This window comes from Gynuella sunshinyii YC6258 (assembly GCF_000940805.1).
GTDB classification, from domain to species: domain Bacteria; phylum Pseudomonadota; class Gammaproteobacteria; order Pseudomonadales; family Natronospirillaceae; genus Gynuella; species Gynuella sunshinyii.
Genome location: NZ_CP007142.1, coordinates 1234228 through 1260014 on the forward strand (window position 1 = coordinate 1234228; position 25787 = coordinate 1260014).

At 48.3% G+C, this 25787-nt stretch carries 18 protein-coding genes; 9 read left to right on the forward strand and 9 right to left on the reverse strand.

What is annotated here, in order from left to right; all coding sequences use genetic code 11:
• Positions 1–5: 5 nt before the first annotated feature.
• Positions 6–647 (reverse strand): TetR/AcrR family transcriptional regulator, encoded by a 642-nt coding sequence (locus YC6258_RS05490; RefSeq protein ID WP_044616141.1) that lies wholly within the window; start codon positions 645–647, stop codon positions 6–8.
• 229 nt (positions 648–876) lie between these two features.
• On the opposite strand from YC6258_RS05490, the gene YC6258_RS05495 reads away from it, so the two are divergent.
• The 3 genes from YC6258_RS05495 (at position 877) to YC6258_RS05505 (ending at position 5490) form a co-directional block, all read left to right on the forward strand.
• Positions 877–2007 carry an HlyD family secretion protein gene (locus YC6258_RS05495; protein WP_211264628.1) on the forward strand — a complete coding sequence of 377 codons (1131 nt, stop codon included), beginning with the start codon at positions 877–879 and terminating at the stop codon, positions 2005–2007.
• Positions 2008–2009: 2 nt separating this feature from the next.
• Positions 2010–3587, forward strand: coding sequence for a DHA2 family efflux MFS transporter permease subunit (locus YC6258_RS05500; protein WP_044616142.1), 1578 nt, complete (start codon positions 2010–2012; stop codon positions 3585–3587).
• Positions 3588–3885: 298 nt separating this feature from the next.
• Positions 3886–5490, forward strand: a complete 1605-nt coding sequence (locus tag YC6258_RS05505) for a pectate lyase family protein (RefSeq protein ID WP_052830086.1) — start codon at positions 3886–3888, stop codon at positions 5488–5490.
• Positions 5491–5986: 496 nt separating this feature from the next.
• Here YC6258_RS05505 and YC6258_RS05510 read toward each other — a convergent pair whose 3' ends face one another.
• Positions 5987–7660 carry a glutamine--tRNA ligase/YqeY domain fusion protein gene (locus tag YC6258_RS05510; RefSeq protein WP_044616143.1) on the reverse strand — a complete coding sequence of 558 codons (1674 nt, stop codon included), beginning with the start codon at positions 7658–7660 and terminating at the stop codon, positions 5987–5989.
• Positions 7661–8016: 356 nt separating this feature from the next.
• Between YC6258_RS05510 and YC6258_RS05515 the strand changes: the two genes are divergently transcribed.
• The 4 genes from YC6258_RS05515 to YC6258_RS05535 all read left to right on the forward strand — a co-directional run bounded on the left by YC6258_RS05515 (position 8017) and on the right by YC6258_RS05535 (position 13134).
• Positions 8017–9726: a DUF4153 domain-containing protein gene (locus YC6258_RS05515; RefSeq protein WP_044616144.1), complete on the forward strand. Its 1710-nt coding sequence runs from the start codon at positions 8017–8019 to the stop codon at positions 9724–9726.
• A gap of 647 nt (positions 9727–10373) precedes the next feature.
• Positions 10374–11912: a cellulase family glycosylhydrolase gene (locus tag YC6258_RS05525; protein WP_044616146.1), complete on the forward strand. Its 1539-nt coding sequence runs from the start codon at positions 10374–10376 to the stop codon at positions 11910–11912.
• A 236-nt stretch (positions 11913–12148) separates the two neighbouring features.
• Complete coding sequence (locus YC6258_RS05530; protein WP_044616147.1) at positions 12149–12685, forward strand: LOG family protein; 537 nt, start codon at positions 12149–12151, stop codon at positions 12683–12685.
• Positions 12685–13134 (forward strand): GNAT family N-acetyltransferase, encoded by a 450-nt coding sequence (locus YC6258_RS05535; protein ID WP_211264629.1) that lies wholly within the window; start codon positions 12685–12687, stop codon positions 13132–13134. The genes YC6258_RS05530 and YC6258_RS05535 overlap by 1 nt, the downstream gene beginning before the upstream one ends.
• Here the strand turns inward: YC6258_RS05535 and thrS are convergent.
• The 5 genes from thrS to YC6258_RS05565 form a co-directional block, all read right to left on the reverse strand.
• Complete coding sequence (thrS, locus tag YC6258_RS05540) at positions 13121–14329, reverse strand: threonine--tRNA ligase (protein WP_052830087.1); 1209 nt, start codon at positions 14327–14329, stop codon at positions 13121–13123. The genes YC6258_RS05535 and thrS overlap by 14 nt on opposite strands.
• Before the next feature lie 164 nt (positions 14330–14493).
• A complete protein-coding gene (locus YC6258_RS27055; RefSeq protein ID WP_052830088.1) occupies positions 14494–16563 on the reverse strand; it encodes a putative bifunctional diguanylate cyclase/phosphodiesterase in 2070 nt (689 codons plus the stop codon).
• Between the two features lie 702 nt (positions 16564–17265).
• Positions 17266–18264 carry an oxidoreductase gene (locus YC6258_RS05555; protein WP_044616149.1) on the reverse strand — a complete coding sequence of 333 codons (999 nt, stop codon included), beginning with the start codon at positions 18262–18264 and terminating at the stop codon, positions 17266–17268.
• The gene (locus tag YC6258_RS05560) at positions 18264–18869 is read right to left on the reverse strand and encodes a DUF502 domain-containing protein (RefSeq protein ID WP_044616150.1); all 606 of its coding nucleotides are present in this window, start codon (positions 18867–18869) and stop codon (positions 18264–18266) included. Before YC6258_RS05560 ends, YC6258_RS05555 begins: the two co-directional genes overlap by 1 nt.
• Positions 18870–18975: 106 nt before the next feature.
• A complete protein-coding gene (locus YC6258_RS05565) occupies positions 18976–20223 on the reverse strand; it encodes a response regulator (RefSeq protein WP_044616151.1) in 1248 nt (415 codons plus the stop codon).
• 72 nt (positions 20224–20295) lie between these two features.
• On the opposite strand from YC6258_RS05565, the gene YC6258_RS05570 reads away from it, so the two are divergent.
• Positions 20296–21798 carry a carboxypeptidase M32 gene (locus YC6258_RS05570; RefSeq protein WP_044616152.1) on the forward strand — a complete coding sequence of 501 codons (1503 nt, stop codon included), beginning with the start codon at positions 20296–20298 and terminating at the stop codon, positions 21796–21798.
• 448 nt (positions 21799–22246) lie between these two features.
• On the opposite strand, the gene YC6258_RS05575 is transcribed toward YC6258_RS05570, so the two are convergent.
• Together YC6258_RS05575 and YC6258_RS05580 are read right to left on the reverse strand one after the other, a co-directional pair.
• Positions 22247–22789, reverse strand: coding sequence for a hypothetical protein (locus YC6258_RS05575; protein WP_044619771.1), 543 nt, complete (start codon positions 22787–22789; stop codon positions 22247–22249).
• Positions 22790–22952: 163 nt separating this feature from the next.
• Complete coding sequence (locus YC6258_RS05580; RefSeq protein ID WP_044616153.1) at positions 22953–24551, reverse strand: ATP-binding cassette domain-containing protein; 1599 nt, start codon at positions 24549–24551, stop codon at positions 22953–22955.
• 196 nt (positions 24552–24747) lie between these two features.
• Here YC6258_RS05580 and YC6258_RS05585 point away from each other — a divergent pair, with 196 nt between their 5' ends.
• Entirely contained in the window at positions 24748–25638 is an 891-nt protein-coding gene (locus YC6258_RS05585; protein ID WP_044616154.1) for an SMP-30/gluconolactonase/LRE family protein, read from the forward strand.
• Positions 25639–25787: the final 149 nt, after the last annotated feature.

Sequence of the window (25787 nt, forward strand, 5' to 3'; positions counted from 1 at the left end):
ATTGGTCAGTTGTCCTTGCCGTAACCGGCCATAAACAGTCTGACTGCACTGTGGACGACTCTTTGAATTTCATCGATTTGAGGCTCACAGCTTGCCTGGCAAAACAATTGTTTTTTGATTAAGCCACCGTAGGCAAGGTCTACAAACTGTTGGGATGCCAGCTCACAGTCGTCGATATCCAGTAACCCGGCACTGGTTTGAGTTTGCAGATACTCTTTCAGAACGAGTCGACTGGTCATTGGCATGCAGGACAAGAAATTCCCGGAAGGTTCAGGAATGCGATCAATAACACCGAGCAGAATACGCATGAGTCGGACATAGCCGTTCTTTGTCAACAGTTTCGCAACGGCCACACCATATTGCTGAAGAGTTTCGGCTATCGGCGTATCGTATTGCAGAGAAAGGCGGGTGGCGGCCAGCATTTTTTCGCGCTCCAATTCCACCAATGCAGAAAATAAATCCTCTTTATTCTGAAAATAGACATAGATCGTGCCTTTCGACACTCCGGCTTCCCGGGTGATGTCGTTCATGCTGGCTGCATCATAGCCCATTCTCATAAAGACCTGCCTGGCTCCATCCATAATCTGCATCCGCTTTATGGGGTCTTCTCCGGCAGCCTTCCGGGTATGTTTTTCCGCTTTATTCATAACAAAATTAGGTTACTTGATTTCAGTGGCGGTTATTGTAGATGAATTTCAAAAAATTCGAACCGCTTGGTTCGATTAATACTTGATCTCAGACAAAAATACCACTACTTTATCGAACCGAACCGTATGGTTCGATAAAACTGTAATTGATGTCGGGTAGTGGGTGATGACAGTACTTAAAAATGTAAAATCGGATCAGGAGGTTCGATTTAAAAACAAGGAGACCACTTTGGAAGGGCAAGCTTCTGAGCACGCTGGTCAAATGGAAACCGGGGCGATACCTGAACCGCAGAACATGGGCAAGCGTAAACCCAATGTTGTCATGCCCATTTTAGTCCTGCTGATTCTTGGAGCAGGTGGTTGGTATGGGTATCAATGGTGGACTGAGGGCCGCTTTATGGTTTCTACAGATGATGCCTATATTCAAGGTGACATTGCCATCATCTCACCTAAGGTGACCGGTTATGTTGATGAGGTCAATGTGAAAGCCAACCAGCGGGTCAAGGCCGGGGATGTGCTGGTGACTCTGGATAATGGTGATTACCGTATTGCCGCAGAGCAGGTCGATGCCAGTATCGACAGCCAGAACCTGGCGATAAAAAGTATTGATGCCCGAATTGTGGGTGCCCGTGCCAGCCTTGAGCAGGCCAAGGCCACCAAACTGGCGTTGCAGGCCAAGGTTCATATTGCCGAGTTAACGGTGCAGCGGGCTTCCCGGTTACAGGAACAATCCTATTCCACACAATCCTCATTGGATTCCGCTAATGCCAGTCTGGATGAAGTCAAGGCAGAACTGGTCGGTGCCAATGCCAATATCGAGGCTGCGCAAGCCAATATCTCAGTCCTCACTGCTCAGCGTAATGAAGCTGTAGCGGCTTTGAAATCCCTGCAGCTAAACAAGGAGCAGGCTGAACGCAACCTGGCTTTTACCGTGTTAAAGGCTCCCTATGACGGGACGATCGGCAATCTGTCGGTGCAGAAAGGGGATCTGGTTTCGGCTGGAGCCAGTCTGGCCTCCTTGGTGCCTGCCAATGATCTCTACATTGAAGCCAATTTCAAAGAGACTCAGATTGATCAGATTTCCCCAGGTGAAAAAGTCAAAATTCATGTGGACGCATTTGGTTCTCTGGATATCGAAGGCCGTGTGGAATCGTTATCTCCGGCATCTGGCTCGGTGTTTTCTGTCCTGCCGGCTGAAAATGCAACGGGTAATTTTACCAAAGTGGTACAGCGCATTCCGGTACGTATTGGAATTCCCACATCAGAACTGGATAAAGGTTATCTGCGTGCTGGCCTGAGTGTGGTTGTGGATATCGATACCCGGACCGCAACGATGGCTTCACTGGTAAATGTTGACTGATCATGGCTTCCACTACTGTCACAGTCAGTACTCACCCACCTGGTGAAGAACCGGTTTCCATGAAAACCATCATCGCCTTCACGGTGATGGTGTTTGGTATGTTCATGGCGATTCTCGACATTCAAGTTGTGTCGGCGTCGTTATCCGAGATTCGAGCAGGACTGGCAGCCGGTGCTGACGAGATTTCCTGGGTTCAGACTTCGTACCTGATTGCAGAAGTTGTCATGGTGCCGTTGTCTGGTACGTTGGCACGGGTTTTATCGACCCGGGTTCTGTTTACCGTATCCGCAGCCGGTTTTACGTTATCAAGTGCGTTGTGTGCAACGGCAACCTCTATTGATCAGATGATTATTTACCGGGCATTTCAGGGGTTTATCGGCGGCGGTATGATCCCTTCCGTATTTGCAGCAGCATTTACTATTTTCCCCCGTTCACACCGCAATACCGTATCTGCCATTGTCGGCCTGATTGCCACCCTGGCGCCAACGATTGGTCCTACCGTCGGTGGTTATATCAGCCATGTGATGAGCTGGCACTGGTTGTTTCTCATCAATGTGTTTCCCGGAATTCTGGTGACGTTATTGGCCTGGCAGTACATTGATTTCGACAAGCCTAACTTCAGGTTAATGAAGAAGTTTGATTGGTGGGGTTTGCTGTTCATGGCCGTTTTTCTGGGTTGTCTCGAATATGTGCTGGAAGAAGGAAACGGTAAGGACTGGTTTGAAGACCCGGAAATTGTCATGTTAACTGCCATTATGGCACTGGGCGGAATCGCTTTTTTTGTCAGAGTGTTCAGGGCCGAATTTCCGGTGGTGGATTTGCGGGCGTATACCAATTCCAATTTCGCAGTAGGCTCATTGTTTACCTTTATGGTGGGGATAGCGCTTTACGGACTAACCTATTTGTACCCATTGTATCTGGCCAGAATTCAGGGATACGACGCTCTGCGAATCGGTGAGACCATGTTTATTTCCGGTTTGAGCATGTTTTTGATGGCACCGATTGCCGGTCGTTTGGCAGGTGTGGTTGATCTCAGGGTTATGATGGGAATCGGTTTTGCCTTGTTTGCTGTCAGTACCTATATGATTTCCGGTATTACCGCTGACTGGGGATATGATGAACTGGTCGTGCCGCAGATTCTGCGTGGTATATCGCTGATGATGTGCATGGTTCCCATTAATAATATTGCCTTAGGAACCCTGCCACCGGAGAGAATCAATAATGCCTCGGGTCTGTTTAACCTGATGCGTAACCTTGGAGGTGCGGTCGGTCTTGCCATTATCAATACTGTTTTGACCCAGCGTACGGATTTTCACTACACTCGTCTCAGCGAGTCGATTGATTGGGGAAATCATTCCGTACAGCGGTGGTTGGGAGCTGTCGGTCATAATTACGATGCTCACGGACTGGATGGTTCGCTGGCTTCACTCAAACAATTGGCGGGGATGGTTACGCAGCAGTCGTGGCTGATGGCTTTTGCAGATGTGTTTACGCTGCTGGCCTGCGGTTTCGTTCTGTTAATGATTTTGACCGCATTCTTAAAGAAACCCGCGACAGCCGGTGTGAAGGACGGCCATTAATCTTATTGTTATGGTTCCTGACTGTCCGGCGGCAATTCTGATCCGACAACCAAAAGATTTGTTTCGTCTTTTGGTTGTCAGGCTAATTTCTAAATCAGTTATTTTCGTTTGTTAGTTAGCTGGGTGGCTTGAATGCCTGAACAGCAAATGGGAATTTGTTCAAAATCCTGTCTTTTTTAATGTGTGAGAAATCACAATCATCAGATTCTTCGCTGCTTAAAAATATTTTTTAGTGTTATCAATATTTGTTAAGAGTTCAGACAAAACTGATATAAAAAATTTGACAGAGGATATTTTAATGGTCATGAACAAGTATTTCCGGTTGGGCGGATGGTCGCTGGCTGGCATGGGAATGATCTTTTTGGGTGTTGAAGCCGCGGCATCCTCCCTCGAAGGCTATGCGGCTATGAATGGTGGTACCACCGGTGGAGAGGGAGGTGAAATTGTTCACGTGAGCAGTGGCGCAGGCATTCATGAAGCCATGTGTAATCGCGCTGCCGATGATACTCCTCTGATTATTTATGTCAGTGGTACGATTAATCATGATAATACGGCAAAATTCAGTGGTAGCTGTGATACCACCGATAGTTCAATCCAGTTTAAACGGGTGAGCAATATTTCGCTGATCGGTGAAGGAGATGGCGCGGTATTTGATGAGATTGGTATTCATATTCGGGAGTCCTCGAATATTATTATCAGAAATATTCATGTCCGTAATGTAAAAAAATCAGGGTCGCCGATTTCCAATGGCGGGGATGCCATCGGTCTGGAAAAAGATGTTCATAATATCTGGATCGACCACTGTGAGCTGGAAGCTTCCGGTGGTGAAAAAGACGGTTATGATTCTTTGATAGATATGAAAGCCGGTGTTCAGTATGTCACCGTTTCCTATAATTACCTGCATCACTCTGGTCGGGGAGGACTGATTGGATCGAGTGACAGTGATAATGAGAATAACTACATCACCTTTCATCACAATTGGTATGAGAGTGTAGACTCCCGTATGCCGTTGCTGCGTTATGCCACTGCCCATGCCTACAATAATTACTATCAGCATATTTCCAAATCAGCCATGAATCCCCGTATAGGTGGTCGGATAAAAGCTGAAAATAACTACTTCGAAGATGTGAATAATCCGATAGGTACTTTTTATACGACAGATATGGGTTTCTGGGATGTCAGTGGAAATATATTTGACAATGTCACCTGGAGTCCATCTGAACAGGAGTTTCCAGCAGGTCCGGATATCGTTTCCACCACAACCATTGAAATCCCGTACTCATATACGTTGGATGCGGCGAAGTGTGTCAAAGACATTGTCACCTCCCTGGCCGGGGATAACCGTAATCTGGCGGTATCGGCTGGTGACTGCCAAGTGGATTCCGGTGATGATTCTGACAGTACTGTGACCCCGTCAATTACATTAAGTGCCAAGCTGAATGATAACAATGAGGTGCAGCTAAACTGGGATATTACCGATGCCAGTGTGGCTGGGCTGCAGCTTTATCGGGATGTCGATTCAAATCCCGACGGCCGGGAGCGACTTGTTTTGTTATCAGCAGACAGTCGAAGCTATCTCGATACAACGGTTAGCCCGGGTTTGACTTATTATTATTGGGTCAAGGTCAGCCAGACAGAGCTATCTGATTTTAATTCTGAGGCGGCCAGTGTCACGATCCCTGCCATATCAGATGATTCTGGTGATGGTCATAATAATGATGGTAACGATAACGGCGATGGATCCTCTGAGGGTAATAACAGCGATACCAACGTACCCGAAACCGGCAGTTCAGACACACAGACAGATAGTGTTTCTGTCAAAATCAATGGATCAGGCACATTTGGCGGCTTAGGCCTGGGCCTGCTGCTGATGTTTGCAATGATCAGACGAACCGGTCGTTAACGGTCTTTCTCTTTACCCCGGTAGGGTGAACCTTACCGGGAGATACTTATTGATCCCCTCGAAATGTCCTATTTCAATGGCTCTGTAAAGAGCCACTTTTTAGATGTCAGCATTTAAGTTCCAGTCATACACGACAGCAGTTCCAGCGCGTTTTGAAGTATTGCTATTGCCTCTGGCTGCTTTCCGCAGAGTAGCGCTGAGCCGTTTTATTTGTACTGGGAAAGAAATAATGAACACCCTTCGTTTCAGACCACCGAAAACATATTCCTATGAGGTTCGAATGCGGTATTCATGCTTCATTCGGTCTGAAGCAAGGTGTATTCGTTTCAACTATCTTCATTGGTCATTCCGGCTGGATGGCCGATATTTTGTTAGCTTGTTATTAATGTCCGGGAATACAGGTTGAAGGCAAAATTAACTGTTTAAGAGGGTTTATGGCGGGACAGCACAGTTCCGTCATTATGGTTGACGGAACTGTGCCTAAGAGAGGAAAAGATCAGGAGGTTTTGCGTTCCCAAACGTCTTTCAGACCGATGGTCTTGTTCAATACCAGGTGTTCCGGGCTGGAATCGTGTTGATCAATGCAGAAATAACCTTCACGTTCAAACTGAAAGCAGCTTTCCGGTGGTAATACTTCCAGGCCGGGTTCAACCCAGCAGTTTTCCAGAATTTCGAGAGAGTGAGGATTCAGGTGTTGCATGAAGTCGTCACTGCCGCGGTCAGGTGTTTCATGATTGAACAGCCGGTCATACACGCGAACCGTGGCTTTAACACCTTTACTGGCGGATACCCAGTGAATGACGCCCCGAGGTCTTATGTCTTCTGGTGGGTTGGCACCCACCGTACCTTCCACAACACTTGCCCGCAATTCAATAATCTCACCCTGATCGTCTTTGATCACTTCTTCTGCCTTGATCACGTAGGCACTGCGCAGTCTTACATAGTCTCCCATGACCAGACGCTTGAATTTTTTGCGGGAAAGCGAGGTGTCTTCGCTGAAATCTTCCCGGTCGATGTATATTTCCCGGGTAAACGGCAGCGAGCGGTTGCCCATCTCCTCCTTGTTTGGATGTACCGGTGCGGTCACCATTTCCAGATGATCTTCGGCAATATTGGTAAACACCACTTTCAGTGGATTGAGGACACACATGGCCCGTGGAGCATTTTCGTTCAGCTCTTCACGAATGGCGAAATCCAGCATGCCAAGATCGACCACACCATCACTGCGGTTGGTACCGACCATGTCGCAGAAATTCCGTAGAGCTGCTGCCGGGATACCGCGTCTGCGCATACCGCTGATGGTCGGCATCCGCGGGTCATTCCAGCCGGATACCACATTTTCGTCCACCAGACGCTTGAGTTTACGTTTACTGGTGACGGTGTAGTTGACGTTTAACCGTGCAAATTCATACTGCCGGGGTTTGCAGGGTACCGGCAGCTTGTCGAGGAACCATTCATATAATGGACGATGATCTTCGAACTCCAGGGTACAAATGGAATGGGTGATGCCTTCAAGCGCATCGGACTGACCATGGGTGAAATCATAACTGGGATAAATACACCACTTATCACCGGTCTGGTGATGGACCACCTTACGGATCCGGTACAGTACCGGGTCGCGCAGGTTCATGTTGGGTGAGGCCATATCGATTTTGGCCCGTAGAGAACAACGGCCTTCGTCGAAATCACCACGACGCATTTGCTCGAACAACTCAAGGTTTTCTTCGACGCTGCGGTCACGAAACGGACTGTTTTTCCCAGGCTCGGTCAGTGTGCCCCGATATTCCCTGGCCTGTTCAGCTGTCAGCTCACACACATAGGCATCGCCATTGCGAATCAGGTGCAGAGCATATTCATACAGCGTATCGAAATATGAAGAGGAATACCTGACTTCACCTGCCCATTGGAAACCCAGCCATTTGATGTCCGCCTGGATGGAATCAATATATTCCTGGCTTTCTTTTTCCGGGTTGGTGTCATCAAAGCGCAGATTGCACTCACCGTTATACTGCTGTGCCAGGCCAAAATTCAGACAGATGGATTTGGCGTGGCCGATATGCAGATAGCCATTTGGCTCGGGCGGGAAACGGGTAACGATATGGGTGTGTTTGCCGTTTGCCAGATCTGCATCAATGGCATTGGTTAAAAAATTCGCAGGCTTGTCGCTCATAATCGGTGTGGAATTCCTGAATGGTCATTAAAAAGTAGCGAAGCTACCAGGCCGTTGGATTATATCTTGCTGCTTCATAAAGTTAAGTAGATGCTTGCTTTATTTGCAGCCTTAGAGGGTAACATGGAGAGTGATTCGCATGAAAATAACTATGTGTTCCCTGAGCAATTATCCGCGTCGCAATGCAGTGTTAAAAATCCGATCCCGATGGCTTGGGGCACAGATTTTTGCTTTGCCGTGGCTTGCTCGCCGATATTATTCAAATGTTCTCCACATGGTCCCCAACCTTATACCCAAACACCACGTCTATTCGCAGTTAATCAGGAAAAACCATTAATAAGGACTTTGAGATCGATATGAATACAGTCACTATTCCACAGCGGACGATTTTGCTGGCCGGACTGCTCCAGGGCTTGGCTCTGGGGATGTTGGGGGTGCAATTGGACGCACAGTTATGGCCCTTCGAACAACCGGTTTGGCTGTTCCTTCTGTATAGCCTCACACTCACTATTCCTTGTATGTTGCAGCTGGGTCTGCGAACCGATAATCGCCGGCGAATGTATATCGGCCTGACGGTGGTAGCGGTATTGCTGGCCTGCCTGTCGATATATATTGGTCTGCAATTGTTGCCAGTTGGTCAATTGTACGATCATCACATTACATTTAACTTCATCTGCAGTATGACGGTTTTGTGTTTTTTCGGTCAGAGCTACCTGCAACGTTGGGCCGACAGACAGTCAAACTGCTATGCGCCGTTGTTTCAGTCGGTGTGGCGCAACCTCTTTATTCTGCTGTTAAGTATGTTGTTTACCCTGATTGTCTGGGTATTGATGATGTTGTGGGCGGAGTTGTTCAAGCTGATCGGCATCGATTTCTTCAGGGAGTTGTTTCGCCGTATATGGTTTTACAATCCGGTGCTGGCATTGGCATTTGCGGGTGGCATCCTTCTGTTCCGGTCACTGGAATCGCTGTTGGATACACTGGTGTCCTTGTTGCGGGTTTTCAGTCAGTGGCTGCTGCCATTGCTGGTGATCATGGCTGTGCTGTTTCTGCTGGCCTTGCCGTTTACTGGATTGCAGGCGTTGTGGAATACCGGCAAAGGTACTGTGCTGGTGTTATCTCTGCAGGGGGGACTGTTGTTCTTTTTGAACGCGGTCTATCAGTGTGGAGATCGCCGGGTTTATGGTCTCTGGTTACACCGGATCATTTATGCGGGGTGTCTGTTGCTACCGGTTTTTTCCCTGATTGCCGCATATGGTTTGTATCTTCGTATCCAGCAATACGGTTTTACCGTTGAGCGTGGCTGGGCCCTTATGATCTGGGCTTTTCTGGCGAGTCTGGCGCTGTCTTATGGCTGGCAGATTCTACGTCGGTGGGATGCCTGGCCAACGGCAATCGGACGTACCAACAGCGCCATTGGCATCCTGCTGATTATCTCGCTGATCCTGTTAAATTCGCCTGTGCTGGATTTTCGTAAGATCAGTGCTAATGATCAGGTTGCCCGATATGAGGAAAATCATGACGTGAATGCGATTGATCCATGGTATTTGTTTTACCATCTGGGACGATCCGGTTATCTCGCTGCTGAGCAGCTGAAACAACAATATAAGGATGATGATGCTTTGATTCTGGCGTTGGCAGACAACCAATATCATGGAGGTGGCAGAGAAGTCGATGAAGGTCTTTTACAACAGTCGTTTGAACGACAGTTATCTGTATATCCACCGCAGGCTGAGATTCCCGACGGTCTCCTGGAGGCTCTTTATAATGCTCGTGATGAGTGGCGCGGTAATCAGCAAATCGGTAGGTACCTGTTTATGATTGATCTGAATAATGATCAACAGGCTGATCCGGTTTTTATCGAGGATCATGACTCATGGGCCAGTGCTTCTTTGTGGCAGCAGCGTGGTATTCAGTGGCAATCCAGAAGGCTGTATATCGAAGGAGAGTGGAGCCTGAAAACGCTGCAGGAGCGTATGAATAATGTTGAACCGCAGGTGATAACGCCCACCTGGGATAACCTCAAAATCGATGATCTGGTCATCTGGCTACAGGGCGGATTTTAAGCAGATTGTTTACCCGTTAGCCTGATGATTGAAGACTGTTTCAATCATCAGGCCATCCATCTTCAATTGCATGCATCGATTTTCTCATCGATGCAATTTTTCTTTTTTCATAATTTTCAGGTTTTTTTCCTCGAAAACATCGCTTGTACGGTACATGTCTTTATCGAAGTGTGCCCCGGTAATGACCTGCAGACTGTTTATTGCTGCGAACTCAGTCACAGGTTTTCGTACATTTTTGAAAAAAAATAAAAGTATCTTTTTTGCCTTAAAAACAAAAAAATTCTTTTATTTCATTGGCTTACCAGAAATATTTTATGCAAATTCATAAAAAATAAATAGCGCATTGATGGCGCTCTGAGGCTTGGTCTGATAACGATGCAAAATGGGTTTTTCATCCATTAGTATGAAGGTATTCTTGACAACATTGTGATCACGTATCGTTTAGCCGCAATACAAGAATAGTCGTTACGGTGGCAGAAAAATTTCCCGGTTTTATAAAACGCCACTGGCACGGTTCATTGTGACCTGAATATATAGGCGGTCAGTAGTGCGCCTCTGCTCAAAAGCCGGATAAATATCTTTAGCGGCATAACGATTATGTCGGGTTTCAGATTTTGTTAGTCATAATATTCCAAAGGATAATCACTATGTTTTCCCATAAACTTAAAACATCCCTGAGAGCTCTAAAGGCTGGCGGGATACTGGTGGCGGCATCTTTGCTGTCATATCAGGTTCAGGCTGTGCAATGTGAATATAAAGTTTCCAATGACTGGGGATCAGGGTTCACCGGTGCCGTTACAATTACCAATGATGGCACGACTGCTATCACCAGCTGGGAGGTCGAATGGAGCTATTCTGCCGGTACCACCATCGTCAACTATTGGAATGTCAATTTAACAGGCAGTAATCCTTATAACGCCAATAATCTTGAGTGGAATGCCACAATTCAGCCCGGTCAATCGACAGAGTTTGGCTTTCAGGGTAACGGTGACAATGCCATGGGAACCATCACCAGCTGCGTCGTGGCGGGAGGCGATAACGGTGGCGGTGATAATGGTGGCGATAACGGCGGTGACAACGGTGGAGATAACGGCGGTGACAACGGTGGAGATAACGGAGGCGGTGACAACGGCGGCGATAACGGCTCCGGCAGTGAACCATCCGCAGTGGAACTGACTGACCTCATGGGGGTTGGCTGGAATGCCGGTAACTCACTGGATGCGACCGGTGGCGAAACCAACTGGGGCAACCCTCTGTTGAACCAGCAACTGTTCAATTCCGTCAAAGCGGCAGGGTTCGATACCGTGCGTCTGCCGGTGGCCTGGAGCAAGTTCTCCAATGCATCCAACTTTACCATTACCGATGCCTGGATGAACCGGGTTGAGGAAGTGGTGAATTACGCACTGAATGCAGATCTTTATGTGATCATGAATATTCACTGGGATGGTGGTTGGATGCAACCCACCTACGATCAGCAGGAGTACGTAAACAACCGACTGGCAATTATGTGGAAACAAATAGCCACTCACTTTCGCGACTATGATCATCGTCTGCTGTTTGCAGGTACCAATGAAGTCATGGTTGATGGTGATTACAGCACCCCAACTTACGAGTATTACACCGTACAAAACAGTTTTAACCAGACATTTGTAACAACCGTGCGCGCAACAGGTGGCAAGAATGCTGACCGTTATTTGGTGGTACAGGGCTTCAATACCAATATTGATCATACCGTGAACTTTGCCCAGATCCCGACCGACACGGTGGCGGATAGAATGTTGATGGAAGTTCACTACTACGATCCCTACAACTTTACCTTGAATCAGAACAGCAATATTACCCAGTGGGGAGCGTTGGCCACCGATCCGAACGCGACAGAAACCTGGGCCAATGAATCCTATGTGGACAGCCAGTTCCAGAAAATGAAGTCTCATTTCGTGGATCATGGCGTCGGTGTCATATTGGGTGAATATGGTGTGATTTCCAGACCGGCAGTGAGCGGTCACGAGCGCTATCGGGTTTACTGGAATGAATATATCTCCAGATCCGCCATTGAGCACGACATGGTGCCGGTCTACTGGGACAATGGTTACGCCAATGCTTATGGCTTTAGTATCTTCGATCGTAATACCGGTGCGCAGATTTATCCGGAAATCGTTAATGCCATTGTGGGAGCGCTGGAATAATTAGCGTTTGAATGATTAATAACCCGGTAAGATCCCGTACAGACAGGTATGTGCGGGGTCTCTTCTCTCCGGGCCCATGCCTGTTCTCTATCGCGATTGTTTCCCACAATCGCTCTGATGCCAGTTTCGTCAGCAGGTATTGTGGCTGAATCATGACTTCCTTTCTTCCGTTCGTATTTTCGATAAATGGAAATATGTTACCCTGCATCGAACTTTCAGCATTGGACAGATTAGCTATGAAACTGGCGGTGTATTGTGGTTCCAAACCCGGTAAAGATCCTCGTTATGCCCAGGAAGCCAAGGCTTTGGGGCAAAGTATGGTAGAACATCACTGGGATCTGGTATTTGGTGGTGGTCACTCGGGGTTGATGGGTATCGTTGCAGATGCCGTACTGGCCCATGGTGGTAGAGCTTACGGAGTCATTCCGGAAGCACTGGTAGATCGGGAAATGGCACATCAGGGGCTGACCGAGCTGCATACTGTGAAAGACATGCATGAACGAAAAATGCAGATGATGAACATGGCTGATGCATTCGTGGCGCTGCCCGGTGGACCCGGTACCATGGAGGAGCTGTTTGAAGTGTGGACCTGGCACATGCTGAACTATCATCAAAAACCCTGTTTTTTATTGAATCTGTATGGTTACTACGACGCCTTTATCACATTGCTCGATAATATGATCAGTCACGAATTTGCCTGGCCTGAAGTAACTCGTTCGCTGGTGGTGCTCGACAGCGTCGAGGAACTGATGCAGCGTCTGAGACGTCACTGATGAATCTGACAGTGCGGCCTGTTGAAACGCGTGATGCTGAAGAGTGGTGTCGCATGCGCCAGCAACTCTGGCCGGATATTGACGCCGATTTTGCGGCAGAGATAGCACAGTATTTCTCCGGTAACCCGCTGCACCTGGCCGAAGTACTGGTACTGGAACGGAGTCACCACCAACTCGGTGGCATGATTGAGTTGAATATCCGTGCCTATGCTGAAGGCAGTGAACATAATCGGGTACCTTATATCGAAGGCTGGTATATCGATCACGATCTGCGTGGACAGGGATGCGGCAGAATACTGATGACAGCGGCCGAAACATGGGCCCGTCAGCAGGGATTTACCGAGCTGGCCAGCGATGCTGAGGTGAGCAATCACCACAGCATTCAGGTCCATAAAACGATGGGCTTTCATGAAACCGGTCGTATTGTTTGTCTGCTCAAACCGCTGTGACAGGTTGATGAATTTGTTGCCGGATAAACGATACCAATTCATCACGATTCAGCGTTTTCATGGTCTCTTTTGAATCTCTCAGCCGTATTTGCACTGTCTGTTGGTCGGCCTCCTGCTCACCGACAATCATCATGACCGGGACATGGTACTGATAAAATCGTTTGATTTTACGCGAGACACTGCCCGATCCAACATCAATGCGGGAGGCGATCCCGGCCGACTGCAGCTGTTGTTGAAGCGACTGCACATAATCACGACTGGCTTCAGTGACGGCGGCAATGGCAACCGGGAGCGGATGAATCCACGCCGGAAGTATGCCCTGATAATTTTCCAATAGAATACCAATCCAGCGCTCGATGGAACCATACATGGCCTGATGCAGAATCACTGGTCGGATAAACGCATTCTGCTCATTGACATACGACAGATCAAACCGCTGCGGTAAGTTGAAATCACATTGAATTGTGCCGCATTGCCATTCGCGACCCATGCTGTCGCGCAAACTGATTTCGATTTTGGGACCATAAAAAGCCCCTTCACCCACCTGCCATTCGAATTCATGACCGGCCTGCTGGCAGGCCTTGGCCAGCAACTGTTCCGCCCGCCGCCAGTCATCGTTTGAACCAAAGGCATTCTCAGGTTGAGTGGATACCTTAATTTGAAAATCATGATAACCAAACGACCGATAAACCAGCTGTGCCCGTTCAATAAAAGCAATGATCTCAGCGTCGGCCTGCTCCCAGTCGCAAAAAACATGGGCATCGTCCTGAGTGAACTGACGTAAGCGCAGGCAGCCATTCAGGGCTCCGGAGGGTTCATTACGATGGACCAGACCGAACTCAAATAATTTTATCGGCAGCTCCCGATAACTGTGTACTCCCCGTTGAAAATACAGGATGTGAGCCGGACAGGACATCGGCTTCAGCGCATAGTCATCCGGCATATCCGCGTCTCCACCCATAAACATATTATCGGCGAATTTCTCCAGATGGCCGGATATCTGCCAGAGCTCCTTTTTCATAAACTGTGGAGTACGGACCTCGCTGAAATTATTAGCAAGATAAACAGTACGCATGTGATTTTCGATATTCTGAAACAGCCGCCAGCCATCAGGGTGCCAGAACATCATACCCGGTGCCTGGGGTTCAGAGTGGAACAGATCGAGTTTTTCGCCAATATCGCGATGGGATTTCATACTTGCCTCCAGTGGTTTTTAAACTCTGAACACAAAACCGAAGGCATAAAAAAACTCCCTGGCTTGCGCTCAGAGAGTTTTTTTAATCAATACACCTTACCCCCCAAGCAACTCCGTGGTTGAGGTGGTGGTGGTTGATGAAATATTAAATAAGATATATGCGTTCATACTGGCGATCCTAGCACTCGGTTTTCTGGAGGGCAAGCACCTTCTAACTGGTCCCAGCGTTGACATAGCGTCTGCCAGTCCAACGGTGGACTTTTAAAGTAACCCTGAAAGAACTGGCATTTTTGTTTTTTCAGATATAAATATTGTTCCTGCGTTTCCACACCTTCGGCAACGGTTCTCAAGTTAAATGATTCTGCCAGTAACAGCACTGCTTCAATGGCGACGGACCTGTGCTGTTTTGCCGGATCAAACGAAGTGACGAAACTTTTATCGATCTTAATGGTGTCAACGGGGAACAGGTTTAACTGATTGAATGCCATATAACCGGTGCCAAAGTCATCCAGTGCAATTGAGAAGCCCAGTGTTTTAAGTCGATTGATATTATTGATAACACTGTCACCCACTTCGACCAGGCAGGTCTCGGTGATTTCAAGTTCAACCATGGTTGGATCCACGTCGTAGCGCACTATCCATTCCGCCAGAATATTCGGAAAATTAACGTTATAGAGTTCTTTGGCGGAAATGTTGATGCTGAACTTCAGATTTGAAAACTGGTTCAACTGCCGGTTGCTCTGCAATTGCTTGAAAATAGTTTCTATGACCCACAGATCGATGGATTGAATCAGGTCATATTCCTCTGCCACGGGAATAAAAATTTCCGGACCGATATGCTTAATCGGTGCATAGTTGCATCGAATAAGCGCTTCCACCGCCGTGATTTTCAGTGTGTCTGAGGCAAAGATCGGCATATAGAACAACTCGAAAGCCTCTTGGTTGATCGCTTGTCGTAAATCTGCGGCAAGTTTGATCCGTTCCTGCCGAATGGCATAGACCTCACTGTCAAACATTCGGCTCTGGTTCTTGCCACTTTGTTTGGCAATTCGCATGGCGGTATCGGTTTTGGCGAACAGTTCATCAAAGGTATCCGGTTTGTTCGTGGCAGCGATACCGATGCTGGCGTAGACCTGCAGATCCATCTGTTCGTAGCGCATCGGCTCGTTGATGGTCTGATGCAGACGGTTGTCCATCCAGCAGACCTGTTCCTGGTTGAGGTGATGAAAAATGATCAGATACTCGTCGCTGGAAAAACGACCAAAGGCCGGGCGCGTCAATAGATCCGGTTCGTATTCTGTCAGCAGTGCCTGAATACGCTGGCTGATGCATTTCAGGATATAGTCACCGGTCTGATGTCCCAGGCTGTCATTTATCTGCTTGAAGTTATCCAGGTTGATGTAGAACGCAGTCGTTACTTTATAGTCACCGGATGATTTCATCTGCTCGAAATAATGCAGTAAACCGCGTCGGTTCAGTGCGCCGGTCATCGGATCACTGATAATGGCTTTCTGGAGCTTCAGACGATTGCTGTTGAGCAGTACGATTGCCGTGACAAACCAGATGGCCAGCAGGATCTTGGCCAGATTGAAGCCGGATATCAGTTCTCCTTGAAATGTCAGCTGATCGACAGCCATATGATAATCGCCGGCGCTCGATATGGTGTTGGATAATACTTCCACCATCGAGACATTGTTGACCTCAACCTTGGCGTGTTCAAGGTTCATATTCAGCTTGGCTATCCACCAGGTTTCGACCTGTAGAAGATTCATGGGAATGGTCAGCGGCCTGCCATCCGGAGGAGGAAGTAGAAACGAATTGAACTTGATGGTCACCGGGTCGTTCAATCGGGAGTAATCTGGGTTGAAATTACGCAGATAGATCCGCATGCCTTTCTCTACTTGTGGGGTGTTGTATGTGGCCTGAAACCGGATTTTTTGAAAATGGGAAAAGTCGCGACCGTGGCGCATGTCATTGGATAACATGACGGTGAAGCCGCAGAACCTTTCGCTGTAGGGGTCCTCAATATGGCAGATTAATTCCAGTCTGTGGGTTTTGCTGTGTATTTTTCGGATTGCAGCCCCTTGATTTTGAATGGGGATAATCATGAATCCCTCTTCCGGGTCAAGCAGGTCCAGAGTGGTATTAAAAGACCCCATAGAATAGACAATCACCGTCATAAACGTAAATACAATCAGGACGATGAGAGTTTTGATTTCAGCAGACTTAGGCACAATACCTCCAGCATGACTGCTGTCCGGCTATCATTTGAATCACACCAGTAGTGCCATCTGATAAGGCGTATTGATAGCTCTTCTTAAATACAGCACGGGCATTACATTTTATCATTCTATCCGTACGGTACTGGCAGATTCTGTTTTCCATTTTGTAATCCTTTATTTCCAGATCTATCTGTGTAATAGCTGCCTTAGTGATGGTGTGCATCGGGAGATGAGTCGAAAAGATATTCCTGCTGATCCTACTGTTATGAACTTAAGGAACCTCTGAAAAATGGACTATTTTCGCGCAGGACGTTGTCAGCCCCAGTCTCACATCCTCATTTACGCCAGTAAATTGCGGTGTTGCGAGTGGTGCTTCCTCGCCTGCATCAAAACTATTCCTATTTTTCAGAGGCCCCTTAATACTGATCATGACTTAGATACTAACCGATAACCGTCTGCTAAGGAGCTTTTGAAAAATAACCTGCGCTGCCAATACCGTGTTAAAAAAACTGCTCAAATCGATCATTTATGCCTTATAAGTTCCTGCTTCCCGCAAAATTCTTACACTGTCTTGATCCGCTCGCCGACGTCATTCAGAAGCGCTCTGACTGTTTGTCTGTGGCTCTGTATTCCTAAAAATCATTGTCATTTGACATGATTGTGTAAGTTTTTTGTTTTATAAAATGGTGTTGAAAATGCCCCTCGAAAATTTCCTTATATTGATGTTATAGCATTTTCAATTATCTCAATAACAGGAAAAATAGTTTCGGGTATGACCGGTTCGTCAGTGTTCTTCAGGATAGAGTTTTCCAGTCGTAGAAAGAATTGTTCATAGCAACCAATTTCAGTTTTCAGAGACTTTTTTTCTTGTTCTGTGAAAAGAGTCCCATAATATTCCAGTTTATCCATACCCCAGTCGTCAGTTCCGGGCGTGAGACCTTGTTTTAGCTGTGCTTCCTGTGGGTCCAGTCCATACTTGCGAAAACTACCAAGGGTTCCCTGAATATTGAAACGTTCATTGTCTCCAGCCTGAAAGGGTGAAGAGGACAGATAAACAACTTTGTCGGGATAATTCAATGTTAAATGAAAGGCATCCGTACTTTCACCTGAATCTCGTAAAGTATAAAGCTGAGAGTGAGTACTTGTGGGTAACCCAAACAACGTGATGGCCTGATCAATCAGGTGCGGTGCCAGATCCCAGAAGATTCCCGATCCCGGCCCGGCATTTTCACGCCAGCGATCCCGTACCTGTGGCCGAAAACGGTCAAACCGGCTTTCAAATATCTTGATCTCTCCCAGTTTGCCGGAAGTGATCAGTTTTTTCACCGTCAGAAAATCTCCATCCCAGCGGCGATTATGAAAAACTGTCAGCTTTTTCTGTTGCCGGCGCGCAAGTTCAATGAGTTCGTGAGCCTCAGTGGTGGTTAGTGTAAATGGTTTCTCCACTACCACGTGAGCACCTGCCAGCAGTGCGCTCTTCGCCTGACTGAAATGCAGATGATTCGGTGTGGTCACAATCACAAGGTCCGGTTTCAGTCTCTGCAGACATTCTGACAGTTGCGAGAATATCTGTGTTACCGGGTAAGTGGCCAAGATCTCCTCTGGTCTTGACGATACGAATCCAACCACATCAAAAGCGTTATTCAGCCTTAAAAAAGGCAGATGGAACGTTCTGGCAGAATAGCCGTAACCAACGATTACGGTCTTAATCATTATCCCCCCTTGATGGTCTGGCTGCCAGTCTGTGAAATACCGGCGGTCAACATAAAACGAACGGCTTCTTCAAAAGACCAGTCCACAAAAATCAGATCAGATTTTTTCGCCAGTATTGTCACCCCTGCAATCTGATAGCTGAGCTGAAACAATACTGGTACCCATTCTTCCGGCTCATCGGGCAGCGCATCAGCCAGTGGCGAGGGCACATGGTCGCTGGTCACGAAGCCGACAATATAGTGACCACCGGATTGCTTGATGAGTACTGTCTGTCGGTGTTTGTCCTGGGTGGGATTGCGGTTCATCAATGAGGCCAGGTCCTTGATTGAGCCGTATACGGTTTTAAACAATGGAAACCGCAGTAACTGTACCTCCATTCGCTGATACAGCCAGACGATGGGGCTGACGCTGAAAGCCACGCCAATGGTCAGAATCAGGCCGATAATCAGGACGAAGCCACTTCCGGGCAACGGTGTTGACCAGCCCAGCAGTTGCAGCAGTGACAACCCCAAATCGTCCAGTGTTTCAATAATGGACCAGAACAGCCAGATGGAGATGACTAATGGGAGAATATTCAGGATCCCGCGAAGCAGCGCTTTTTTCATGAGGGCCCCTTTGAATCAGGCAAAATAGGAGAAACCACGTAAATAACAAATGTGGTAAGGAAAAACAATCGCTCTGCGGGATGATTAAAGTAAAGACCCTATCTTTTCATTCTTCTCCAAAGATCATATTACTGCCGGCGCGTTTGGCTTCCAGTAGACAGTTATTGGCCCGAAGCAGGAAATTGTCCAGCGAATTAGCAGGCTGACTGGCAATGCCGGCGGTAAAAGTGATAAAAATTTCTTCCTCTCCGTGTTCAATCGCCTGTACCGCAATGTGCTGTTTAAATCGATTTAGTAACTCACCGCATTGTTCCTGATCCTGACCCGGAAACACGATGGTAAATTCCTCCACACCGGTGCGGGCCAGGATTTGTTTTGGAAAGGACTCACGTAGTTCAAGGGCAAAAAAAGTCAGCAGCTGATCGCCGAGATCTCGTCCGTAGGCATCGTTGAGCGCCTGATAGTCATCGAGGCTGAGAAGGGCAAGACAAAACGGTTTATGGTGCTGATTGGTCAGTGCCAGGGCCGGTTCCGCATGTTCATAAAACCAACGGCGATTGGGCAGGCCGGTCAAGTCATCTTCATAGGCCATGGCCTGAACCCGTTCCAGCAGATACAGGTTGTCCATGTTGCGGTTAATGCGGCAATGAAACTCTTCACTGTTAAAGGGTTTTGACAGAAAGTCATTGGCACCGTTTTTAATGAACCGGGTGGATGTGTTGGCCTCTTCGGTCGATGACAGACCGATAATGACCATATCCTGACGATCCAGTTTATGGCGCAGTGTCAGCACCAGTTCGAAACCATCCATTTCAGGCATCTGATAATCGGTGATCAATAATCTGATATCCGGGTGTTGCTTCAATACTTTCAGAGCTTCCAATCCGTTGCCGGCTTCCAGTACTTCAAACAATTGCGTTTGCAACAGATGTCGGATATGACTGCGAACAGCCTTGGAATCTTCTACCACCAGTACCCGTGTTCTCAAATTACGGGACAGACGGTTTACAAGATCAATCGCATATTCGTAAGAATAACGACCCTCCTTGCGGACATAATCGACAATGCCTTTTTGTATCAATTGGTTTTGCAGCTTTTCATCGAAGTTGCCGGTGAGTACGATGGTCGGTACCCTCGCATTGACAAAATAATCGACGATATCCGCTGACGAGGCATCTGGCAGGGTCAGATCCACAACGGCCGCAAAACAACTGTCCGGATTTTGCTGATAAATCTGTTTTGCCTGGCTCAAAGATGCCGCAGCCACGGCATCGTGATGATCAATACGGGTTGCCAGATGGCGCAGGATTTTCAGGATGACCGGACTATCATCCACTAATAAAACGTATGACATAGGGGCTGCTTTTGTAGAACTGTTTTAATCAGCATAGCCAATTGTTACGGATTATCCATTTCAGGAGATAACATGAGTCAGAATTACCATAAGCTCTGCCAGCGTTTTAACCGCTTGTTTCAGTTGAGTCATGCCATGACATTTCTTGGCTGGGATCAGGCCGTCATGATGCCCGCCGGCGGCAACCAGCCACGCGCCAACGCCCTGGCAGAACTGGCCAGTCTGCGGCATGAACTGTTGACTGCCTCAGACGTTGGCGAATGGCTGGATCAGGCGGCCAGGGAGTCGTTGTCGGCCAATGAGCAGGCGAGCCTGAGGGAAATGCATCGTCGCTGGCGCCGGTCCAGCTGTCTGCCGGCGGAGCTGATACACGCCAAAACTCTGGCCGGAGCCAAATGTGAGCACGCCTGGCGGCAGCAGCGGCTCGATAATGACTGGAATGGTTTTCTGGGGAATTTTCGTGAGGTCGTGAAATTATCTCGGGAGGAGGCTCAGCTGCGTCAGGCCGCCAGCGGCGGCGAATGTGATACTCCTTATGACGCGCTGCTGGATCTGTATTGTCGTGGCGATTCCAATCAGTTTATCGGCCAGTGTTTTGATCGTTTGAAAGCTGAATTGCCGGCTCTGGTGCAGCGAATCATTGAACATCAGCGCAGTCGTGAAACGATTCAGATCACCGGAACATTTGACGTATCACAGCAGCAGGTACTCAATAATAAACTGGCAGCAATGCTGGGGTTTGATTTCAACACCGGCCGGCTTGATGTCAGCACCCATCCGTTCAGTACCGGTGTTCGAGGTGACCAGCGTATCTGCACCCGTTATCGTGATGATGAATTCGCCCAGTCACTACTGGCCACCGCCCATGAAACCGGTCATGCCAGCTATGAGTCGGGTTTGCCGGAACAATGGAATGGTCTGCCGATTGGTGAATCCCACAACATGTGCATACATGAAAGCCAGAGTCTGTTGTTTGAGAAACAGATTTTTCTGTCCAAGGCTTTCAATCAACACTTTACTGCACTCATGCATGAGAAACTGCCACAGACCCAGATCTGGAGCAGTGAGGCACTGTGGCGGTGTTACACGGTGGTTGAACCGGGCTATATTCGGGTGGAAGCGGATGAAGTCACTTATCCAATGCATGTGATTTTACGCTATGAGATCGAGAGTGCGTTGATCAATTGTGAGATGGAGGCCGAAGACATTCCCGATGCCTGGAATGACAAAATGCAGAGCTATCTGGGTGTTGATACCCGTGGTAACTATAAAGATGGCTGCATGCAGGATATCCATTGGACCGATGGTTCGTTTGGATATTTCCCGTCTTATACCATTGGTGCGCTAAACTCGGTGCAGTTTTTTCATACCATCAAACAACAGAATCCGGACTGGCAGGATCGTTTTGCCCGTGGTGATATTCAGTTTGTCCGTGACTGGCTGCAGCAACATATCTGGCAACATGGCTGTTTTATGGAAGTACAGGATATGATACAGGCCGCCACTGGTCAGAAAACCAACCCTGAGTTTTTCCTTCAGCACATTCGCAACCGTTATCTGAATGAGCAGTACTAACGCGGTTGTCATGTCTGACAGAGAGACATGCTGAACAGGTTTTGACAGGCTGTACGGTTTCATTTTTGCCGTTTTTGCGGTATTCGCATGATCTATTAACCCGGCACGTATACATGTCGGGTTAATAGTGTGATGCAGGGATGCCGGACCACACCATTGGCCACGGCCAATGCGAGCCCCTAAAAATCAAGCGGTCCGACGATTCGGTGTTTCGCACAACGCCGCCAGATTTCTCGGGGCGACAATTAAAGAGATCAGGACGATCTATTTAATTGCCAGGTTAATAGTGCAGCCATTGTTTTCGACCGACTTTTCAACAGTTTCTGCAAACGGATATGTTCACGGCGGTCTGCGATGGGCGGTACTTGTTGTTTGTTTCCCGGTCGTCACAGCATCCGCCAGAAGCCTTTTATTGATCACGGTTCACTCACCCGGAGCGGGCGCTGGTTTATTGCCAGGAAAATACCGCCTCGGCCGTACTGCAATCCGTCATCGCCTGATCCGCATCCGGCAGATAAACCTGTAATGCGGCAGACACGGGATACGTGAGATACTGCGAGCATTGAGCGCTCTGGCCATTACCAATCACTACTTTCGTACCTGGTGTTAAGCGGCAGCTGACCAGGGCATCCAGCGCTGACCACTGATAACAGATTTCATAATCACTGCGATATTGAGCGATGCTGCCAACCGGCTTCTGCAAGGCCCACCAGGCACCCATGCGACTGTACGGGTTGGTGCTGTTCCAGGCCCGAAAGAGGGTCAGACTGGCATCCGCATTTAACTGATAAACCTGGCCCTGACAGAGCTTGCCTTCGTTGGCGCTGCCAAGGGCGCTGTTGAGCAGTGCTTCATCTTCGACTTCACTGAACAGTGACTGGATATCAGCGGGTAACTCAGGGGTGCCGGCACATTCGTCGGTTTGAACCAGTTCAGGGGTGCTACTGCAGGATGCCAGCAGTACCACTGACAGGAAAAATAATCGTTTCATAATGAGTCTGTTCCAATTTGAATGGATGTGGGCAATGGCAGGGTGCAACGCATCCCACGCACTGGGCATGGATAATCTTGAATGAGCGCTTGATCTTCGCCATGGTGCATTAGTATGAACACCGCCGGCACACCCTTGGAGCGACGGTCATCCAAAAATGCCGCTACAACGACATGTGAACAACCTGATCGACGCGAATGTTTGCCAGCAGATGATCATCGTGACTGATGATGATCAACGCGCCGGCAAATGCATTGATGGCACTGATCAACGTCTCTGCTGTCTCCAGGTCGAGATGGTTACTCGGCTCATCCAGTAATAGTAGCTGAGGTGTCTCCGGTCCCATGAGGACGGCTGCAATGGCGGCTCTAAGCTGCTCAGATCCGGACAAAAGATTTACCTCAACATCGTGTTTCGCCGCTTTCAGACCCACCGCCGCCAGGGCCGCTCCCGTTGTTTCCGGACTGGCCCTTGGATGTATTCTCATAAAGTTATCCCAGCTGCTTTGTTCGGGCTGTAATACCGACAACTGTTGATCCAGGTAAGCCATTTGGACATGACAGGTGATGGAGCCGGACAGCGCAGTCAGATGTCCCCGCAGAGTATGGAGCAGGGTTGATTTGCCACAACCGTTATCGCCCTGTATTTGCAGATGAACCGGACCCGCCAGCTCAAGGGTGATTGGGCGCGTCTGAAAACCGGCGTAACCGCAGACCAGGTTATTTAGCTCGATCACTTTTTTACCGGGAGGAAGGTGACTGTCCGGCAGTTCAATGCGGATATCATCTCGCCATTCCCGTTCACTATATCGTTGTTGTCGCTGAACCTGCGTATCGGCCAGCGCCTGTTGATGGCGGTGCAACTGCGAACTCCGACCTTTGGTGCCCGATTCAATGTTGAAATCCACTTCCAGCTTGCTGGCATCCTGTCGCTCGGCCCGATGCTTGCCACTGGCAGCGCGGCGCTGATTTTTTTCAACCGCGCTTTGCAGTGCCCGCTGTTGTTTTTTCAGTTGCCGATCCATCTGCTCCAGGCGCAGCTGCTGGTTTTGCAATCGCCGGGCCCTGCCATCGAGATAGTGTTCAAGGCCACCGGTATGACGAAATAAACCATTACCGCTGAGCTCATAAAACACATCGATATGCGTCAGTAGAAAACGATCATGAGTAATGACCAGTTTGGCAACGCCGTTATCGGCCAGCAGCCACTCAAGTAAATTTTGTTTTTGCTGCCGATCCAGATGGTTGCTGGGCTCATCAAGAATGAGAAAATCAGGTTGCTGAAACAGCGCCGCCAGTCGTAACAATTGACTCTGCTGTCCGCCACTGAATTGTTGCCAGGTATCGTTAAGATCCCATTGGAAGGTGATATTCAAACTGTCAGATGTTTGTTTTAAACGAGTGAACCAGTCCCAGTGATGTTCCAGAACATCATAGTCGGGTTCCTGCATCAGGCCGTTTTCAATACGTGTCTGAGCGCGATAGAAATGTTCTGTGCCAAGTACTTTGAAGAGCGGATCATCATCATGACCAGGATACCTTTGCGGCAAATAGTACACCCGGCCAGAAGCAAATACCTGACCACTGGATGGCGTCAGTTCTCCAGCCAGTAAACGACCGAGCGTGGACTTACCAATACCGTTGATACCGACCAGAGCCTGCAACGGCTCACTAAAACTGGCGTTCAGATTATTCCAAAGAGTCAGTCCGCTGGCGAACTGATATGACAGATGTGATAACGAAATATAAACCGGGGCAACCATAACCAATCCTCAATAAAACAGATATATCAATGCTTTATGGGATTAGTTGTTCACTGGCATGCACCTCAGTTGAATGGTCTGGGGTCGAAAATGTAACGCAACTAAATCGCGCTTGTCCAGTATCCAGTGTATTCAATGGTTGATTCAAATTACCTGAGAAACGAGAATAGCAGTAATTTATTTTGAGGGTTAAAAAATGTCAGAGTTGCGTGACTGGCAGGTGCTGTGGCCGGGAGAAAACCAGCTAGGCGAGGGGATACTATGGCACCCTGAGCTGCAAACCCTGTTCTGGGTGGATATTGTGCGTTCGGAACTGTTTGCCATGCCATGGCAACAACCTGATCTTGTCAGCTGTACCCTGTTGCCGTTTAAGGCCAGCCATGTTGCCCTCTGTAACGACTCTGATTATCTGTTACTGGCCACCAATAAAGGGGTTGCCAAATGGCATATTGCCGAACAGCGACTGGATGACATTATCGCGATTCCTCAATTGGAAAAAGGTATGCGCTGCAATGATGCTGCCGTGGCGGAGGATGGCAGTTACTGGGTGGGGTTGATGTCAGAACCGCCGGAAGCGGAACGGGGCTGTATTGTCCGGGTGTCGCCTTCCGGCAAAGTTGAAACCATCAAAACCGGTATTTCAATTCCCAATACCCTGTTATGGCATGAGCGGCATTTTATCTTTGCCGACTCCAGGCTGCATACCTTGTTCCGTCAACCGCTGACGGCAGATGGTCTACTCGCAGGAGAACCAGAAGTTTTACTGACACTGGACAGCGATCATCAGACCCCCGACGGATCTGCTTTGGCAACAGACGACAGTATTTTCAACGCCGTCTGGCAGGGGCAGCGGATTCAACAGTTATCATCCTCTGGTCAGTTGTTGGAAGAACATTACCTGCCAGTTTATAGTCCGACTTCCTGCACTTTCTGTGGGCCTGAACTTGATTATCTGGCGGTGACTTCCGCGCGGGTCGATGCGCCGGCTTCGGCATTGGCGGAATTTCCCCTTACAGGTGCGCTGATTTGTAAGAAACTGCCCGTTACCGGCACTTTGGCCCGGACATTTCACTGGCCTGAACAGTAATACTGCAAAATATCACGGAGTCATCTGTTTCGGTGCCGGCTTTTTTGAAAAAACATGAACCAGCACCGGGATTCCCACCTTCGACTGTCCTTTAATAATCATCCGGTGACAAATGGTTAAGATGGCATTACATCCTGCTGACTGACCAC

Coding starts and splice junctions, on each gene's coding strand:
- YC6258_RS05490 (WP_044616141.1), bottom strand. CDS start 647: ATGAATAAAGCGGAAAAACATACCCGGAAGGCTGCCGGAGAAGACCCC.
- YC6258_RS05500 (WP_044616142.1), top strand. CDS start 2,010: ATGGCTTCCACTACTGTCACAGTCAGTACTCACCCACCTGGTGAAGAA.
- YC6258_RS05505 (WP_052830086.1), top strand. CDS start 3,886: ATGGTCATGAACAAGTATTTCCGGTTGGGCGGATGGTCGCTGGCTGGC.
- YC6258_RS05510 (WP_044616143.1), bottom strand. CDS start 7,660: ATGAGCGACAAGCCTGCGAATTTTTTAACCAATGCCATTGATGCAGAT.
- YC6258_RS05515 (WP_044616144.1), top strand. CDS start 8,017: ATGAATACAGTCACTATTCCACAGCGGACGATTTTGCTGGCCGGACTG.
- YC6258_RS05525 (WP_044616146.1), top strand. CDS start 10,374: ATGTTTTCCCATAAACTTAAAACATCCCTGAGAGCTCTAAAGGCTGGC.
- YC6258_RS05530 (WP_044616147.1), top strand. CDS start 12,149: ATGAAACTGGCGGTGTATTGTGGTTCCAAACCCGGTAAAGATCCTCGT.
- YC6258_RS05535 (WP_211264629.1), top strand. CDS start 12,685: ATGAATCTGACAGTGCGGCCTGTTGAAACGCGTGATGCTGAAGAGTGG.
- thrS (WP_052830087.1), bottom strand. CDS start 14,329: ATGAAATCCCATCGCGATATTGGCGAAAAACTCGATCTGTTCCACTCT.
- YC6258_RS05555 (WP_044616149.1), bottom strand. CDS start 18,264: ATGATTAAGACCGTAATCGTTGGTTACGGCTATTCTGCCAGAACGTTC.
- YC6258_RS05560 (WP_044616150.1), bottom strand. CDS start 18,869: ATGAAAAAAGCGCTGCTTCGCGGGATCCTGAATATTCTCCCATTAGTC.
- YC6258_RS05565 (WP_044616151.1), bottom strand. CDS start 20,223: ATGTCATACGTTTTATTAGTGGATGATAGTCCGGTCATCCTGAAAATC.
- YC6258_RS05570 (WP_044616152.1), top strand. CDS start 20,296: ATGAGTCAGAATTACCATAAGCTCTGCCAGCGTTTTAACCGCTTGTTT.
- YC6258_RS05575 (WP_044619771.1), bottom strand. CDS start 22,789: ATGAAACGATTATTTTTCCTGTCAGTGGTACTGCTGGCATCCTGCAGT.
- YC6258_RS05580 (WP_044616153.1), bottom strand. CDS start 24,551: ATGGTTGCCCCGGTTTATATTTCGTTATCACATCTGTCATATCAGTTC.
- YC6258_RS05585 (WP_044616154.1), top strand. CDS start 24,748: ATGTCAGAGTTGCGTGACTGGCAGGTGCTGTGGCCGGGAGAAAACCAG.